16 protein-coding genes and 1 tRNA gene are annotated in these 15,497 nt (G+C 73.0%); 11 read left to right on the top strand and 6 right to left on the bottom strand.

Annotated features, from left to right (window positions below; genetic code table 11):
• Positions 1 to 365 precede the first annotated feature (365 nt).
• Positions 366 to 1,316, top strand: a complete 951-nt coding sequence (locus tag Ae150APs1_RS31035; protein WP_075296586.1) for a hypothetical protein — start codon at positions 366 to 368, stop codon at positions 1,314 to 1,316.
• Between the two features lie 176 nt (positions 1,317 to 1,492).
• Positions 1,493 to 2,899, top strand: coding sequence for a glycine--tRNA ligase (locus tag Ae150APs1_RS07330; protein WP_075296584.1), 1,407 nt, complete (start codon positions 1,493 to 1,495; stop codon positions 2,897 to 2,899).
• 63 nt (positions 2,900 to 2,962) lie between these two features.
• Here Ae150APs1_RS07330 and Ae150APs1_RS07325 read toward each other — a convergent pair whose 3' ends face one another.
• From Ae150APs1_RS07325 to Ae150APs1_RS07315, 3 genes are all read right to left on the bottom strand, one after another.
• Positions 2,963 to 3,163, bottom strand: coding sequence for a hypothetical protein (locus tag Ae150APs1_RS07325; protein ID WP_010227453.1), 201 nt, complete (start codon positions 3,161 to 3,163; stop codon positions 2,963 to 2,965).
• A gap of 96 nt (positions 3,164 to 3,259) precedes the next feature.
• Entirely contained in the window at positions 3,260 to 4,249 is a 990-nt protein-coding gene (locus Ae150APs1_RS07320) for a hemolysin family protein (RefSeq protein ID WP_010227451.1), read from the bottom strand.
• Positions 4,246 to 5,658: a hemolysin family protein gene (locus tag Ae150APs1_RS07315; protein ID WP_075296582.1), complete on the bottom strand. Its 1,413-nt coding sequence runs from the start codon at positions 5,656 to 5,658 to the stop codon at positions 4,246 to 4,248. Before Ae150APs1_RS07315 ends, Ae150APs1_RS07320 begins: the two co-directional genes overlap by 4 nt.
• A 352-nt stretch (positions 5,659 to 6,010) precedes the next feature.
• Here Ae150APs1_RS07315 and Ae150APs1_RS07310 point away from each other — a divergent pair, with 352 nt between their 5' ends.
• From Ae150APs1_RS07310 to Ae150APs1_RS07300, 3 genes are all read left to right on the top strand, one after another.
• Complete coding sequence (locus Ae150APs1_RS07310) at positions 6,011 to 7,045, top strand: XdhC family protein (protein ID WP_249266252.1); 1,035 nt, start codon at positions 6,011 to 6,013, stop codon at positions 7,043 to 7,045.
• 98 nt (positions 7,046 to 7,143) lie between these two features.
• On the top strand, positions 7,144 to 7,761 hold the full coding sequence (locus Ae150APs1_RS07305; RefSeq protein WP_029239822.1) for a YdcF family protein: 618 nt from the start codon (positions 7,144 to 7,146) through the stop codon (positions 7,759 to 7,761).
• The gene (locus Ae150APs1_RS07300; protein ID WP_075296580.1) at positions 7,758 to 9,077 is read left to right on the top strand and encodes a deoxyguanosinetriphosphate triphosphohydrolase; all 1,320 of its coding nucleotides are present in this window, start codon (positions 7,758 to 7,760) and stop codon (positions 9,075 to 9,077) included. The genes Ae150APs1_RS07305 and Ae150APs1_RS07300 overlap by 4 nt, the downstream gene beginning before the upstream one ends.
• On the opposite strand, the gene Ae150APs1_RS07295 is transcribed toward Ae150APs1_RS07300, so the two are convergent.
• Positions 9,064 to 9,843 carry an HNH endonuclease family protein gene (locus tag Ae150APs1_RS07295; RefSeq protein WP_249266251.1) on the bottom strand — a complete coding sequence of 260 codons (780 nt, stop codon included), beginning with the start codon at positions 9,841 to 9,843 and terminating at the stop codon, positions 9,064 to 9,066. The two genes, Ae150APs1_RS07300 and Ae150APs1_RS07295, sit on opposite strands and share 14 nt — an antisense overlap.
• A gap of 220 nt (positions 9,844 to 10,063) precedes the next feature.
• Between Ae150APs1_RS07295 and Ae150APs1_RS31025 the strand changes: the two genes are divergently transcribed.
• Genes Ae150APs1_RS31025 through Ae150APs1_RS07275 form a run of 5 tightly spaced genes read left to right on the top strand, consistent with a single transcriptional unit; the run spans position 10,064 to position 14,186 of the window.
• Positions 10,064 to 10,264 (top strand): hypothetical protein, encoded by a 201-nt coding sequence (locus tag Ae150APs1_RS31025; protein WP_139316825.1) that lies wholly within the window; start codon positions 10,064 to 10,066, stop codon positions 10,262 to 10,264.
• Positions 10,265 to 11,008, top strand: coding sequence for a hypothetical protein (locus tag Ae150APs1_RS33385; RefSeq protein WP_249266250.1), 744 nt, complete (start codon positions 10,265 to 10,267; stop codon positions 11,006 to 11,008).
• 10 nt (positions 11,009 to 11,018) lie between these two features.
• A complete protein-coding gene (gene dnaG / locus Ae150APs1_RS07285; RefSeq protein ID WP_075296576.1) occupies positions 11,019 to 12,884 on the top strand; it encodes a DNA primase in 1,866 nt (621 codons plus the stop codon).
• The gene (locus tag Ae150APs1_RS07280) at positions 12,881 to 13,402 is read left to right on the top strand and encodes a hypothetical protein (RefSeq protein WP_075296574.1); all 522 of its coding nucleotides are present in this window, start codon (positions 12,881 to 12,883) and stop codon (positions 13,400 to 13,402) included. Before dnaG ends, Ae150APs1_RS07280 begins: the two co-directional genes overlap by 4 nt.
• A gap of 10 nt (positions 13,403 to 13,412) precedes the next feature.
• Positions 13,413 to 14,186 (top strand): trans-aconitate 2-methyltransferase, encoded by a 774-nt coding sequence (locus Ae150APs1_RS07275; protein ID WP_075296572.1) that lies wholly within the window; start codon positions 13,413 to 13,415, stop codon positions 14,184 to 14,186.
• A gap of 19 nt (positions 14,187 to 14,205) precedes the next feature.
• Here Ae150APs1_RS07275 and Ae150APs1_RS07270 read toward each other — a convergent pair whose 3' ends face one another.
• A complete protein-coding gene (locus Ae150APs1_RS07270) occupies positions 14,206 to 14,412 on the bottom strand; it encodes a hypothetical protein (RefSeq protein WP_010224239.1) in 207 nt (68 codons plus the stop codon).
• 175 nt (positions 14,413 to 14,587) lie between these two features.
• On the opposite strand from Ae150APs1_RS07270, the gene Ae150APs1_RS07265 reads away from it, so the two are divergent.
• Positions 14,588 to 14,659 (top strand) — tRNA-Asn (locus tag Ae150APs1_RS07265).
• Positions 14,660 to 14,710: 51 nt separating this feature from the next.
• On the opposite strand, the gene Ae150APs1_RS31935 is transcribed toward Ae150APs1_RS07265, so the two are convergent.
• On the bottom strand, positions 14,711 to 14,872 hold the full coding sequence (locus tag Ae150APs1_RS31935; RefSeq protein ID WP_170918055.1) for a hypothetical protein: 162 nt from the start codon (positions 14,870 to 14,872) through the stop codon (positions 14,711 to 14,713).
• Positions 14,873 to 15,497: the final 625 nt, after the last annotated feature.

Genomic DNA, 15,497 nt, shown 5'->3' with positions numbered 1-15,497 from the left:
GCGGCGGCGTAGTCGGTGAGCGTCTGCGGATCCGGTGAGCAGCGCGGCTCGCGGATTCTGGCGGCGCTCACGCGATCCGGTGAGCATCGGCGGAACCGGCGAGCGTGTGCGGAGACGGTGGGCCCACGGATCCGTTCCGCACCCACGGATCTGCTGAAGCCCCACGGATCCGGTGAGCACAGACGGTCCGGTGAGCACAGACGGTCCGATGAGCGCCGGCGGGTCGGTCAGGGTCGGCCCGACCGGTGGGCGCCCGGACCCGCCGGGACCGCTGGGGGTGGTGGCGGTTGTCCACAAGTCGGTTCGGTGTCCACAGGTTCGCAGGCCGTCGGTACAGGGGCGTGTCGCGGCGGCAGGGTCGTGGCATGGGCGAACTGCACCTGAGACGCAGGCTCCTCGCGGAGGGCCGCACCGACGAGGAGGTCCGCTCCGCGATCGGGCGCGGAACGCTGTGGCGGGTACGCCCCGGCGCCTACCTCGACGCCGACGACCCTCGCCGACGCAGCGCGGTGGAGCGCCACCGGCTGCTCGTCGAGGCGACGCTGCCTCTTCTCGGGCCGGGCGCCGTCGTCAGCGGTCTGTCCACGGCGGTCCTGCAGGACCTGCCGGTGTGGGGCGTGCCGCTGCGCCGGGTCCACGTCACCCGTGACCGTTCCGGGGGTGGCCGGAGCACAGCTCGTGTGTGCCTGAGCGCGGCCCCGCTCCCGGACGGGGACGTCACCACGGTCGGCGGGGTCCCGGTGACCTCCGCCGCGCGCACGGTCGTCGACGTGGCGCGGACCGCACCGTTCGAGACGTCGGTGCCGGTCGCCGACGCCGCACTGTTCCGGGGGCTCTGCACGGAGGCCGAGGTCGCCGACGCCGTCGGGCGGGCCGCCGGCCGCCGGGGTGCGGGCCCGGCACGGGCGGTCGCCGCGTTCGCCGACGGGCGCGCCGACGGCCCGGGGGAGTCGCGGAGCAGGGTCCGCATGCAGGTACAGGGCGTGCCGGCGCCCCGCCTGCAGCACGTCGTGCGGGACCGGTCCGGGGGCTTCGTCGGGCAGGTCGATTTCTGGTGGCCGGAGCACGGCGTCGTCGGCGAGTTCGACGGCATGGAGAAGTACGGCAGGTCGCTGCGTCCGGGGGAGACCGTGGCCGACGCGGTCCTGCGGGAGAAGCGGCGGGAGGACGCGCTGCGGGCACAGCCGGCCGTCCGGACCGTGGTCCGCTGGACCTGGCACGACATCGACCACTACGACGAGGTGACCACGAGGCTGCGCTCCCTGCTGGAGCCGCAGACGCTCACGAGTTCCGGCAACGCTCGCCCGATCGCGTGAGCGGCGGCGGAACCAGTGAGCGTCCGGCGGGTGAGGGCGAGCCGGGCGCGGGCCGCGGCGCGAGCTGCGCGCGGGCCGGGCGGGAGAGATGCGGTGACGGCGGGTCGGTAATCTGGGACGCCCCTCTGGCCGCCCTGCCGGTGGGAGAGTCCGAACCACGTTCCTGGAGTACCGCTGTGGCCAGCAAGCCGACCTCCGCCAAGATCGAGACCATTGTCGCGCTGACCAAGCGGCGCGGATTCGTCTTCGCCTCCAGCGAGATCTACGGCGGTACGCGGTCGGCGTGGGACTACGGACCCCTCGGCGTCGAGCTGAAGGACAACATCAAGCGCCAGTGGTGGAAGACCGTGGTGACCGGCCGCGACGACGTCGTCGGCCTGGACTCGTCGGTCATCCTGCCGCGCCAGACCTGGGTCGCGTCCGGCCACGTCGGCACGTTCTCCGACCCGCTGGTCGAGTGCGAGTCCTGCCACAAGCGCTACCGCGCCGACCAGCTCGCCGAGGAGTTCGCCGAGCGCAAGGGCCGCGACCCGGAGCAGGCCGACCAGAACGACCTCTCCGAGGTCCCGTGCCCGAACTGCGGCACCCGCGGGCAGTTCACCGCGCCCCGCGAGTTCAACATGATGCTGAAGACCTTCCTCGGCCCGGTGGAGTCCGAGGAGGGGCTGCACTACCTGCGCCCGGAGACCGCGCAGGGCATCTTCGTGAACTTCCTGAACGTGCAGACGACCTCGCGCAAGAAGCCGCCGTTCGGCATCGGCCAGATCGGCAAGAGCTTCCGCAACGAGATCACCCCGGGCAACTTCATCTTCCGCACCCGCGAGTTCGAGCAGATGGAGATGGAGTACTTCGTCGAGCCGGGCAGCGACGAGGAGCTGCACCAGTACTGGATCGACGAGCGCACCCGCTGGTACACCGACCTGGGCATCTCCCCGGACAACCTGCGGCACTACGAGCACGCCAAGGAGAAGCTCTCCCACTACTCGAAGCGCACCGTCGACATCGAGTACCGGTTCAACTTCACCGGCCAGGAGTGGGGCGAGCTCGAGGGCATCGCGAACCGCACGGACTTCGACCTGACAGCCCACTCGAACCACTCCGGCGTCGACCTGTCGTTCTACGACCAGGCCACCGACACCCGGTACAAGCCGTACGTGATCGAGCCGGCGGCCGGTGTCGGCCGGTCGATGATGGCCTTCCTCATCGAGGCCTACACCGAGGACGAGGCGCCCAACGCGAAGGGTGGCGTCGACAAGCGGGTCGTGCTGAAGCTCGACCGCCGGCTCGCCCCGGTCAAGGCCGCGGTGCTGCCCCTGTCGCGCAACGCCGACCTGTCGCCCAAGGCGAAGGACCTGGCCGCGCAGCTGCGAAAGAACTGGAACGTCGACTTCGACGACGCCGGCGCCATCGGCCGCCGCTACCGTCGTCAGGACGAGATCGGCACCCCGTTCTGCATCACGGTCGACTTCGACACCCTCACCGACCAGGCCGTCACCATCCGCGAGCGGGACTCGATGGCCCAGGAGCGCGTCGCGCTCGACCAGGTCGAGACCTGGCTGGCGACCCGCCTGCTCGGCTGCTGAGCACCCGCGCACGAGAACGCCCCGCCCGGATCCCGGGCGGGGCGTTCTCGTGTCGGGGGCCGGTCAGGCCCGGTAGGCCAGCAGCTGCACGCCGAGCTCGTTCTCGGTCCGGCGGACCTCGGCGAGGTCGTCCTCGCTGAGCGCCGCGTACGGCGACTCCGGACGGTAGGCCACCAGCGGCCCGCCGATCCGGTCCTCGAGCTGCTTCAGCCGGGTGAGCGCTGCGTCGTCCAGCTCGGCCGGACGGAGCGACGGTGCGGTCATCGGTGGGACCTCCCACGGGAAGTGGCGACGGAAGGCGACCCAGAGTAGGACGGTCCCGGACCGGGCGCAGCGCCGGTACCCGGTCCGGGGGACGTCCTACACCGGTTCGGGCAGCAGTCGTTCCACCAGGTCGGACAGGGTGACGATGCCGACCTGCCTGCCGTCGGACTCCACCAGCGCCAGATGCGCACGCTGGTCGCGCATCGTGTTCACCGCCGTGTGGTAGAGCGTGTCACCCGGCAGGGTGAGCACCGGGCGCATCAGGTCGCGGGCCCGGGTGCCGGGATCGCGGGTCAGCGTGTCCCGGACGTGGACGTAGCCGACGGGTGTCTCGCCGTCGCGGACGATCAGCCGCAGGTGCCCGGTGCGCCGGGCGGTGTCCTGGACGGTGCTGACGTCGTCGTCGGCCGACACCCCGGACGGCTCGTGCGCCAGATCCCGCAGCGGGGTGCGCTCCAGCTCCAGCGCGGTGACCAGCTGGTCACGGTGCTCCTGGTCGAGCGCGCCGGTCTTCGCCGAGTGGTCGACGAGCTCACGCAGGTCGTCGGCGTTGCGGCCGGACGCCATCTCGTCGACCGGCTCGACACCGACGGCACGCAGGCAGCGGTTCGCCGCGCCGTTGAGCAGCAGGAGCAGCGGCCGGGCGACGACCATGAACGCCCGCATCGGGATCGCCAGCATGATCGCCGAGCGCTCCGGGTGCGAGATCGCCCAGGACTTCGGCGCCATCTCACCGACGACGAGGTGCAGGAACGTCACGACGATCAGGGAGATCACGAACGACACGACGCCCGCGACGCCGCCGGGAAGCCCCCAGCCCTCCAGGACCGGGCGCAGCGCGTAGTCGACGGCCGGCTTGGTGACCGCACCCAGACCCAGCACGCACAGCGTGATGCCGAGCTGGGACCCGGCCAGCAGCAGCGAGATGTCCTTCGCGCTGCGCAGGGCGGCACGTGCCGACGCCGAGGTCTGCGCGGCCTCCTCCAGGCGGTAGTTGCGCGCGGCGACGAGTGCGAACTCGACCGCCACGAAGAACGCGCTCGCCGCGATGAGCGCGACGGAGACGACGATCTCGACGGTGCTCATGCGCGCACCTCCTGCTCGTCGTCGGAACTGGTGGCCGGTTCGGTCCAGACCAGGTGGACCGCGGCGGGGACGCGGCGGTCCACCTCCTGCACCGTCAGGCGCAGGGCGCGGTCGTCGTCGTCCGGGTTGTCGGCGGGGATGACGACGGTGACCTCGTCACCGGTCTCCGGCAGCCGCTGCAGCTCGGCCATCACCAGGCCGCCGACGGTCTGGTAGTCGCCGTCGGGCAGTTCCGCGTCGATCAGCCTGCCGACCTCGTCGACGTGCCGGTCGCCGGGCACGACCCAGCCGTCGCCGGCCGCGGTGGCCTGGTCGGTGCCCGCCTGGTCGTGCTCGTCGGTGATCTCGCCGACGAGCTCCTCGGCCACGTCCTCGACGGTGATCACGCCGGCCAGGCCGCCGTACTCGTCGAGCACGCAGGCGAGCTCCTCGTCCTCCTCGCGCAGCCGGGCCAGCACCTGCGGCAGCGGCAGCGACGAGGGCACCAGCACCGGCACCCGCATGAGCTCGGAGACCCGGACCTCGGCGAAGCTGCGCCCACCGAGGCGCTCGGACAGCGCCAGCACGTCCTTGAGGCAGACGACCCCGACGAGCTCCATCGCGTTCTCCGGGTCGGCGGCGTCCGGCGGGGTGCCGAGCACCGGGTAGCGGGAGTGCTGCACCGCCATCTGACCGATCAGGCTCTCCACCGTGGCGTCGTCGCGGACCCAGGACACCCGCGGCCGCGGGATCATCGCCGCGCGCGCCGTGCGGTCGCTGAAGTCGACCGCGCGGTCCAGCAGCGTCGCGAGCTCCGGGTCGATGTCACCGGAGTCCTTCGAGTCGTCGATGATCGCCTCGAGGTCACGCCGGGTGGCGGAGTGCTCGACGTCGTGCACCGGCTCGATCCGCAGTGCCCTGAGCAGCACGTTGGACGCGGCGTCGAAGATCTTGATGATCCAGCCGAAGATCGCCAGGTAGGTCTTGGTGGACAGCGCGAGCGCGCGGGCCACCGGCTCCGGGCGGGCGATCGCCAGGTTCTTCGGGAACAGCTCGCCGAAGACCATCTGCACGACGGTCGAGAGCAGCAGCGCGAACGCGATGCCGATCGCGGCGCCGACGCCGGTCGGCACGTTCACCACGCCGAGCAGCTCGCCGATGCCGTCGCCGATCAGCGGTTCGGCGACGTAACCGACGAGCAGACCGGTGACGGTGATGCCCAGTTGGGCGCCGGACAGCATGAACGACGTCCGGCGGGTGATGTCGAGGGCGCGGGCGGCGCCGGCGTCGCCCTCGGCGGCCCTGGCCTTGAGCCGGGACCGGTCGACGGCCATGTAGCCGAACTCCTGGGCCACGAAGTAGCCGGTCAACGCGGTGATCGCGAGGACGACGAGGATGCCGAGCAGGATGCCGAGGATCGTGCCGATCACCGGAGCGTCACCACCCGGTCATCGGGGCGGGCGGGCCGGAGGGCCGTGCGCGCGGGGACGAGGGCGGTGCGGGGTCGCCGTCCGGGTGTGGGGCGGACGGCGCCGGGACTGTCGCTGGGGTCCATGACTCCTGACTCGAAATCGGATGGGCGTACGACGCGTACAACGCGTGCCGGAATCGTACGGTTCCGGGGCGGCTCCGTCGTCCCGGTCACCTCTCTCTCGCCCGAACGGCGGTACCGGACATCCGCTCACCTGCGGGAACACCGTCCACTGCTGGATCCGACACGCTCGGCGGCGCCGCGTACGCAGCTCTCAGCGTCCTGTCAGACCCCGTCGTTACCCTGACGGCGTGACCACTCCCACGACGCAGGCCACGGCGGATCCGCGGCGCGCGCTCGGTGCCGCGCTGCTCCGCTGGGCGTCCGGGGGCGCCGGCGGGATCGGCGTCGTCCGGGTGCTCGACCGGCACGGCTTCGGCTCCGTCGAGTCCGGCCAGCTGATCGCGGGCACCCCGGCCGGCGAGGTGTCCGGCAGCCTCTACCTGGGGGCGCTCGACGACTCGGCGCACCCGCTGGCGGCCGAGGCCGCCGGGGAAGCGACGAGCGTCCGGGAGGCGCAGGTCGCCGAGGCGTCCGCGGTGGCCGCCGGGCTCGCCTGTGCGGGCGGGGCGACGCTGCTCGGCCACCCGCTGCCGCACGGTCCGGCGGCCGCGCTCGGCGAGGCGCTGGAGAACGCCCGCCCGGCAGCACTGCTGTCACGGTCCGACGGCGCCGCCGCGCTCGTGCTGACCGGCCCGGAGCTGACCGAGGAGCACGGCGACCTGGGCGCCGTCACCGCCGCCGCGGCCGGTGAGGCCCGCACCCTGCTCCGGCGCGGGGCCACGACCACCGAGCGGGTCACCGCCGACGGCGTCGACGTGCTGATCGACCTGTGGGTGCCGGTGCCGTCGATGCTGGTCGTCGGCGAGGGCGCGCTCGGTGCCGCGTTGCAGGCCCAGTCCGGGCTGCTCGGCTGGTCCGCGCGGACCGTGACCACCCTCGACGACGCCCGCGCCGCCGTCGCCGCCTTCTCCGACGCCGACGTGCTGGTCCTGCTCGACCACGACCCGGCGTTCGACGCGATCCTGCAGGACGGGCTCGCCCACGGGCGCGGCTTCCTCGGTGCGCTCGGCTCCCGCCGCACCCAGGCCGCACGCCGCGAGCGGCTGCTCGCCGCCGGTGCCGACGCCGACGCGCTCGCCGCGATCCACGGGCCGGTCGGGCTCGACCTCGGTGCCCGCACCCCGGCCGAGACGGCGGTGTCGATCGTCGCCGAGGTGATCGCGCTGCGGGCCGGGCGCTCGGCGTCCGTGCTGGCCGGGACGACGGGGCGGATCGGCGGATGAGCGCGCCCTCCTCCCGTCGCGGCCTGGGCGGGTCGCCGCCCGCCGGCCGCCCGTCCGCGCGGCCGTCCGCACCGCCGCCCGGTCCGGTCCGCACCGGGATGACCTGGGGCGCCCGGCTGGTGGTCGGCGGTCTCGTGATGCTGATCGCCGTGGTCGGCGTGACCGCGCTGCGGGTGTGGCAGGTCGCCCGGATCGACGACCAGCGCCCGGTCGACGCCGTGATCGTGCTCGGGGCGGCGCAGTACAACGGTGAGCCGAGCGCGGTGCTCGCGGCCCGGCTGCGGCACGCGGAGGACCTCTACCGCGACGGTGTGGCCCCGCGGATCGTCACGGTCGGCGGCGGGCAGTCCGGCGACCGCTACACCGAGGCCGAGGCCAGCCGGGAGTGGCTCATCGAGCAGGGCCTGCCGAGCACCGCGGTCGAGGCGGTGCCGGAGGGCGTCGACACGCTCGGCAGCCTGCAGGCCGTCGCCGGGACCGCGCGCGAGCAGGGCTGGGAGTCGGCGCTGCTCGTGTCGGACCCGTGGCACAGCCTGCGCGCCCGCACGATGGCCCGCGACGCCGGGCTGGAGGCGTGGACGTCGCCGACCCGCAGCGGGCCGATGGTCCAGACCCGGGAGACCCAGTTCCACTACATCTACCGTGAGACCGGGGCGCTGCTGTTCTACGAGCTGACCCACGCCTCGGTCGACACCGCGAGCAGCGGCCAGGGATGACCTCGTCCGTGGACCCGGGCTACACCCCGGCCGACGCCGAGCGCCGGCACCCCGAGCCGCCCAAGGGGTCCGGGCTCGGTGAGCGCGGCCGGGTGGAGCGGCGCAGCCCGTTCTCCCGTGACCGGGCGCGGGTGCTGCACTCCGCGGCCCTGCGCCGGCTGGCCGGCAAGACCCAGGTCGTCGGGCCGGGGGAGGGCGCCGAGGTCACCGGCATCCCGCGGACGCGGTTGACGCACTCGCTGGAGGTCGCCCAGATCGGGCGCGGGATCGCCGAGGAGCTGGGTCTGGACCCGGACGTCGTGGACGCCGCGGGGCTCGCGCACGACATCGGTCATCCGCCGTTCGGGCACAACGGTGAACGTGCTCTCGACGAGGCCGGAGCGGCGTGCGGCGGGTTCGAGGGCAACGCGCAGACGTTGCGGATCCTGACCCGGCTGGAGCCGCAGTCCCGCTCGGTCGACGGCCGCGTGCCCGGCGGGCTCAACCTCACCCGCGCCACCCTCGACGCGTCCACCAAGTACCCGTGGCCGCGCCGCGGCGCGGAGCGGAAGTTCGGCGCCTACGCCGACGACGCCGCCGCGCTGGAATGGGTGCGGCTGGGTGCCCGCCCGGGCGTGCGGAGCACGGAGGCCCAGGTCATGGGCTGGGCCGACGACGTCGCGTACTCCGTGCACGACGTCGAGGACGCGGTGCTGGCCGGCCGGATGGATCTCGCCGTGCTGTCGTCGCGCGCCGAGCGGGAGGCGCTCGCGGCCGAGGCCGCGGCCGGGTTCGGGGCGGACGCGGCCGCCTGCACCGAGGCCGCGGCCCGGCTCGACGCGCTGCCGGTGGTCCGGGCCGTCCGCGGGTTCGACGTGCGCACCGCGGCCGGTGACGACCTGGTCGCCATGAAGCGGATGACGTCCGAGCTGGTCGGGCGGTTCGCGCTGGCCGCCACCGACGCGACCCTCGACGCCCACGGCGACGCACCGCTGGCCCGGCACCGTGCCGGGCTGGTCGTCCCGGCGCGGGCCGAGGCCGAGGTCGTGCTGCTCAAGGCGCTCGCGACCCGCTACGTGATGAGCGATCCGCAGCGGCTGGCGATGCAGTCCCGCCAGCGGGAGCTGCTCCACGAGCTGGTCGCGACCCTGGCCGGGCGGGGTCCGGCCGGCCTGGACCCGGTCCGGGCCGAGGACTGGGCGGCCGCCCCCGACGACCGGGTCCGCCTGCGGGTCGTCGTCGACCAGGTCGCGCTGCTCACCGACCCGCAGGCGATCGCGTGGCACCGCGAGCTGTGCGGTCGCGACCGGGGCGGGCGCGCGGTCAGCGCAGGCTGACCGCCGGCTTCGCCGCATCGGCCTCGGTCGGGACCGACCGGTCGGGGCAGGTCCGCAGCACCCGGTCGATCGCGTCCCGCTCCGCGGCGGTGACCCAGAGCCGGTACTTGGCCTTCACCGCGACCTGGCGGGCGACGTAGGCGCACCGGTACCCGCGGTCCGGTGGGAGCCAGGTGGCGGCGTCGCCGTCGCCCTTGCGGCCGTTGGTCGGGCCGTCGACGGCGACGAGGTTGAGCGGGTCGTTCCCGATCCGCTCGCGGGTGGCCTCGTCCAGCTGCTGGGCGCCCTTCTGCCAGGCGTCCGACAGGGCGACGACGTGGTCGATCTGGACCTTGTCGCTGGTGCCCTGGCCGCGGGTGAAGGAGATCGTCGTCGCGGTGTAGGAGTCGCGCAGGGAGCCGGTCAGCACGACGCAGTCGCGGGTGCCCGCCTTGAACGTCTCACGGTCCATGTCGCGGGCGAGGACCTGGTTGCGCTGGTCGCAGCCGTCTCGGTCGATGTCGGCCCAGCGGCGCCCGAACTCGCCGCGGGCGTACCCGGTCTGCGGGGCCCGGCCCTTGACCTGCAGGCCCGCGAGCGCCGCCGACGCGTTCCCCGCGGCGGGCGCCGCGGCGTGGCCGTCCGGCGACGACGGCGCCGCCACCCCCGCCTCGACCACGTCCGTCTCGACCACCCCGGTGCCGGCGGCCGCCAGGTCCGCGAAGGACCCCGGCGCTCCGCAGCCCGCCACCACCAGCACCGCCGCCAGCACCCCTGCGGCTCTCACCCGACGACCCCGACGACACCGATGACCCTGACGACCACGACGACCACGCACGGAGCGATGTTCACCGACGCGATCGGCGGCGGGCGGCGGACACGCCGCGCGGGTCGTCACTCTGTGTGAAAGCTCGCTCCGGGTGGTCCGGGTCGTGCTACGGCGCCACCGGTGAGGTCCCGCCCACCTCCGCTTGCCGACATCTTTAGCAATGCGTTGAAGTGGTGGGGTGACCTTCCCGCGTTGGCTCGTTCCCGTGCTGGCCGTGCTCTTCGTCCCGCTCTGGGCGTCCGGCTTCATCGCGGGCAAGATCGCGACCGGGTACATGGAGGTCCCCACGGTCCTGCTCTGGCGGTTCGTGATCGCGCTGGCGGTGATGCTCGCCGCCGCCCTGGTGCTGCGGCCCGGGCTCCCGCGCGGCCGTGCCTGAATGCACCTCGGCGTCACTGCGCTGCTGCTGCAGGTCGGGCAGTTCTCGTTCGTCTACACCGGACTGTCGTCGGGCGTGCCCGCCGGGCTGTCCAGCCTGATCCTGGGCATGGCGCCGCTGCTGGTCGGGCTGCTGACGCCGCTGCTGCTCGCGACCCGGCTCGGCGTCGCGCCGGTCCTCGGGCTGCTGATCGGCGCGGTGGGCGTCTACGTCGTGCTCGCCGACGACCTGGGCGGCGGCATCGGCGGCGACGTCGTCTTCCCCGTCCTCGGGATGCTCTCGCTGACCGCCGGCACGCTCTACCAGAAGCGGTTCAACGACCGGACGCCCGTCGTGACGAGCGTCGTCGTCCAGATGGGGACGTCGCTGGTGGCCACCCTGGTCGCCTGGCCGTTCCTCGGGGCGGGATGGGTGCCGTCGTCGGCCGGGGGGGTGGCTGGCCGTCGGCTGGCTCGGGATCTTCAACTCGGCCGGGGCCTTCGTACTGATGTTCCTGCTGCTGCGCTGGCGCTCGACGGTTTTCGTGTCGTCGCTGCTCGACCTGGTCCCGGCGACGACGGCGCTGTGCGCGGTCCCGATCCTCGGCGAGCCGCTCACGGTGCAGGCCGTGCTGGGTCTGTGCATCGCGCTCGTCGGGATGTTCGTCGGTCTCGGCAGGCTCCCGGGCGCCCGCAGGCGGGCCGTCGAAGCCGCCGATCCGGCGCCGGTCGGGACCGCGCCCCGGAGCTGAACCGGCGGGCCTAGAATCGGATCCGTGGCAGGACGGATCCGGGACGCTGACATCACCGAGGTCCGGAACCGTGTCCGGGTCGAGGAGATCGTCGAGGAGTACGTCGCGCTCCGCCGCGCCGGTGCCGGCTCGCTGAAGGGGCTCTGCCCCTTCCACGACGAGAAGACCCCCTCGTTCAACGTCCGCCCCTCGCACGGCACGTTCCACTGCTTCGGCTGCGGCGAGCACGGCAGCGTGATCGACTTCGTGATGAAGATGGAGGTCATCGGCTTCCCGGAGGCGGTCGAGCGGCTCGCCGACCGGTGCGGGGTCCGGCTGACCTACGAGGGTGGCGGGTCGTCGGTCCAGCGGGACCGCGGTACCCGCTCCCGGCTGCTGGAGATCAACCGCAAGGCCGCCGAGTTCTACGCCGAGCAGCTGCGCACCCCGGCCGGCCGGGCCGCGATGCAGTTCCTGTCCGAGCGCGGGTTCGACCAGGCCGCCGCCGAGAAATTCGGGTGCGGCTACGCGCCCGCCGGCTGGGACACCGTCACCAAGCACCTGCTCGGGCAGGGCTACCAGCTCGACGAGCTGATCAAGTCCGGGATCGCGAAGGAGGGCCGCCGCGGCGCGATCGACCGGTTCCACCGGCGGCTGCTGTGGCCGATCCGCGACCTCGGTGGCGACGTCGTCGGGTTCGGCGCCCGCCGCCTGTTCGACGACGACGGCATCGAGGCCAAGTACCTCAACACCTCCGAGACACCGGTCTACCGCAAGACGCACGTGCTGTTCGGGCTCGACCAGGCCAAGCGGGAGATCGCGAAGTCGCGCCAGGTCGTCGTCGTCGAGGGCTACACCGACGTCATGGCGATGCACCTGGCCGGGGTGCCGACGGCCGTCGCGTCCTGCGGCACGGCGTTCGGTTCCGAGCACATCTCGGTCATCCGCAGGCTGATCGGCGACGACTCGTTCGACCGCGGCGAGGTGATCTTCACCTTCGACGGCGACGACGCCGGCCAGAAGGCCGCGCAGAAGGCGTTCGAGGGCGACCAGAGCTTCGCGACGCAGACCTACGTCGCGATCGCCGCCGACGGCCAGGACCCCTGCGAGCTGCGGCACAACCACGGCGACGCCGCGGTGAAGGACCTCGTCGCCCGCCGGGAGCCGCTGTTCGAGTTCGCGATCCGCACCGAGCTGCGCAACCACCGGCTGGAGACCGCCGAGGGCCGGGTCGCGGCGCTGCAGCAGACCGTCCCGATCGTCGCCAAGATCAAGCGGGAGGACCTGCGCGACGAGTACGCCCGCCGGCTGGCCGGCTGGGTCGGGTGGGACGACATCGCCGTCGTCGTGCGGCGGGTACGCGAGACGGCAGGGGGCCCGGCCGAGGGCCGGTCGCGCCGCCGGGCGCCGCTCCCCGCCCCGAAGCGCGACGACACGCAGCTGCACCTGCAGCGCGAGGCGCTCAAGGCCGCCCTGCAGATCCCCGGCGTCGTCGGGCCCGGGTTCGACGAGCTCCCCGAGGCCGGTTTCACCCACCCGCAGTTCGCCGCGGTGCAGCGGGCGATCCTCGGAGCGGGTGGGGTGGGAGCCGGGCTGGAGGGGCCGGAGTGGCTCGACGCCGTCGTCGCCGAGATCGCGACCGACGACGTGAAACGGCTGGTCAGCGAGCTCGCCGTCGAGGGACTGGAGCTCCCCAAGCGGAACACCGACGAGCTCCGCTACGTCAACGGCGTCCTCGCCGGGGTACGGCTCGGCCTGGTCGAGCGCGAGATCGCCGATCTCAAGTCGCAGCTGCAGCGGACCAACTCCGAGACCGACCACGACGAGTACATGGACCTGTTCGGCGTGCTCGTCCCGCTGGAACAGTACAAGATCCAGCTGCGCGAGCAGGCCGCCGGGGTCGCGTCGTGAGCGGGTTCTGGGGCCGGCTGTTCGGCCGGGACCCGGTCCCCGCCGCCGTCGCCGACCGGCTGGGGAGCGAGGAGGCGGTCGTCGCCGTGGCGACGGTCGCGGGTGGCGGGACGCTCGTCGTCACGTCCTGGGGGGTCTGGCCGCCCGCGGGGGAGCGGATCGGCTGGCACGAGATCGCGAAGGCGACGTGGGACAGGACGGCGCTGGTGGTGACGCCGACGACCGCCGAGGAGATCGCCCCCGGCACGGAGCTGCTGTCCGACGCCGTGCCGCAGCGGTTCCGACTCCCGGAGCCCGGGAAGGTGCCCCAGGCGGTCCGGGACCGGGTCGACCAGTCGATCCGGTCCCGCAACCGGCGCGAGCTCCCCGGCGGCGGGGCGTGGGTGCTCCAGCGCAGGATCCCGGGACTGGACGGGCTGATCGTCCAGGTCCGGCCGGACACCGGCACCGACCCGGTGGCCGTCCGGCGGCTCGCCGAGGGCATCGCGGACCGGCTGCCCGGAGGCGACGCCGGGTGAGGGCGCCGAGGTGACGGCCGCGAGCTGGGACCCCGAGCTCTACCGGGCGTTCGACGACCACCGCTCCCGCCCGTTCGTCGACCTCCTCGCGCGGGTCGGCGCGGTCGATCCCGGGCTGCCGCGGGTCGTGGACGCGGGTTGCGGGCCGGGCCACCTCACCGGCCTGTTGTCCCGGCGCTGGCCGGACGCGACGGTCGACGCGTTCGACTCGTCGCCGGACATGGTCGAGGCCGCACGGTCGGCGGGCGTCGACGCGGCACTGACCGACGTCCGGGACTGGACCCCGCCACGGGACACCGGCGTGCTCGTCAGCAACGCGGTGCTGCAGTGGGTGCCCGAGCACGCCGACGTCCTGCGCCGGTGGATCGCCGTGTTGGCTCCCGGGGCGTGGCTCGCGATGCAGGTGCCCGGCAACTTCGGCGCGCCCTCACACGTCCTCACCCGCGAGGTGGCGGCGCAGCCCCGCTGGCGCGCACGGATCCTGCTGCGCGGCGACGAGACCGTCCTGGACCCGCTCGGCTACGCGGATCTGCTCGCGCACTCCGGGGCCGTGGTCGACGCGTGGGAGACGACCTACCTGCAGCGACTCGAGGGCGACGACCCGGTCCTGCGCTGGATCTCCGGCACGGCGCTGCGGCCCGTGCGCGACGCCCTCGACGACGACGCCTACGCCGCCTTCGTCGACGAGCTCGCCCCGCGGTTGCGCGCGGCCTACCCGCCGAGCGCCGACGGCAGCACCTGGTTCCCGTTCCGCCGTGTCTTCGCGGTGGCCCGGAAACACTGACCGCCCGCCGCGAGGTGCCTCAGGAGTGCCCGTCGCCGTCGGCGCGCTCGCCACGCACCTTGCCGATCGCGCCCTCCACGCCCGCCTGCGCGACTCCCGCCGCGCCCTGCACCACGGGATGGTCCACGGCCCGGTGGTAGGCACGCACCAACTGCTCGTACCGCTCGTGCCCGGCTCTGGTGCCGAGGACGTACCCGACCGCGACTCCCACGAGGAACCTGACCATTCCCCTCACCTCCGACCGCGACCGTACCCGGGTGCCGCGGGACACCGGGGTGGTACCCGGATCGGGGCCCGACCTGCGACAACAGCGGCCGAACGGGGGGTTGCGAGACGGGTCCGGAGGGTGTTGTAGAGTTTGATCCGTCGCCGGGACGAGTGTTCAGGGCGGCGACAAGCGGTCCTCCGTAGCTCAATGGCAGAGCACCCGACTGTTAATCGGGCGGTTACTGGTTCGAGTCCAGTCGGAGGAGCACATTCCCCAGATCAGGGGGCTACTTCACGGCTTCGGCCGCGATCAGCCTCTAGAAGAACCCAGAAGTGGTCTCAGCGGACCACGTGTCACCGAAGGCTTCCAGCACGTTCTTGGTGCCGGTCGAGGTGATCCTGCCGCTGAACCAGGAGTCCCAGAGGTCGGCCCAGGTGCTCGACGGGTCGCGCAGGCCGCCCATGGCAGCGGGGAGCACCAGATCGTCTCCGACGACGTCCGAGTCGGCGGAAGAGACTCACGGAGCGTCGTCACCGCCAGGTTCGACAGCTCCAGCATTCCGTTCCCGCTCGTGCGCTTCGGCTTCCACGTGATCGACAGGTCCTGCCCTTGATGCGGATGGCGGTGCCCCCTTGCCTCGGTGGTTCTCGCGTCCAGGTCCAGTGCGTCCCAGGTGACCGCAGCACGGAGTTGCAGTCCATGTTGTCGTGCCGCACCGCCGGTCCGGTGAGGGACGGACGGTCTTCTGCGGTGCCGCTCTTCTCTGCGCCCTGTGAACGCGGTTCGTGGCGTCCCCGTGTGACGGTAGTGACTGACGGGGCGTAAGCAGAGCCGAGTCCGCCTAACGAGTAATTTTCTCCAGAATTCTCATGCGGTTCCATCTGAGTGGTAGAGGACCTCAGGAGAAGGAGCTTGCTGTGCAGCGATCCACGACGTGTCGAATGCTGTCCACCGTAGTGCTCATGGCAGCGTGCATCGTACTGACTCCCGGCGCAGCCGCTGCGCATGCGATGCACGGGTCATCGCGTGCGGCGGTGAACTCGTCGGTTGCTCCGGTGCCACCGGACGAGGGCGGCCTCGGTGAGAGTCGTGACTATCGAGCT

Source organism: Pseudonocardia sp. Ae150A_Ps1, from assembly GCF_001932315.1.
In the GTDB taxonomy this organism is placed as follows: Bacteria; Actinomycetota; Actinomycetes; order Mycobacteriales; family Pseudonocardiaceae; genus Pseudonocardia.
The sequence above is the reverse complement of the archived record's forward strand: the minus strand, read 5'-3'. Positions and strand labels throughout refer to the sequence as shown.

Bases quoted from the DNA above. Each gene is read 5' to 3' on its own strand.
- Ae150APs1_RS31035 (WP_075296586.1), top strand. From the start codon at position 366: ATGGGCGAACTGCACCTGAGACGCAGGCTCCTCGCGGAGGGCCGCACC.
- Ae150APs1_RS07325 (WP_010227453.1), bottom strand. From the start codon at position 3,163: ATGACCGCACCGTCGCTCCGTCCGGCCGAGCTGGACGACGCAGCGCTC.
- Ae150APs1_RS07320 (WP_010227451.1), bottom strand. From the start codon at position 4,249: ATGAGCACCGTCGAGATCGTCGTCTCCGTCGCGCTCATCGCGGCGAGC.
- Ae150APs1_RS07305 (WP_029239822.1), top strand. From the start codon at position 7,144: ATGACCTGGGGCGCCCGGCTGGTGGTCGGCGGTCTCGTGATGCTGATC.
- Ae150APs1_RS07300 (WP_075296580.1), top strand. From the start codon at position 7,758: ATGACCTCGTCCGTGGACCCGGGCTACACCCCGGCCGACGCCGAGCGC.
- Ae150APs1_RS33385 (WP_249266250.1), top strand. From the start codon at position 10,265: ATGCACCTCGGCGTCACTGCGCTGCTGCTGCAGGTCGGGCAGTTCTCG.
- Ae150APs1_RS07270 (WP_010224239.1), bottom strand. From the start codon at position 14,412: ATGGTCAGGTTCCTCGTGGGAGTCGCGGTCGGGTACGTCCTCGGCACC.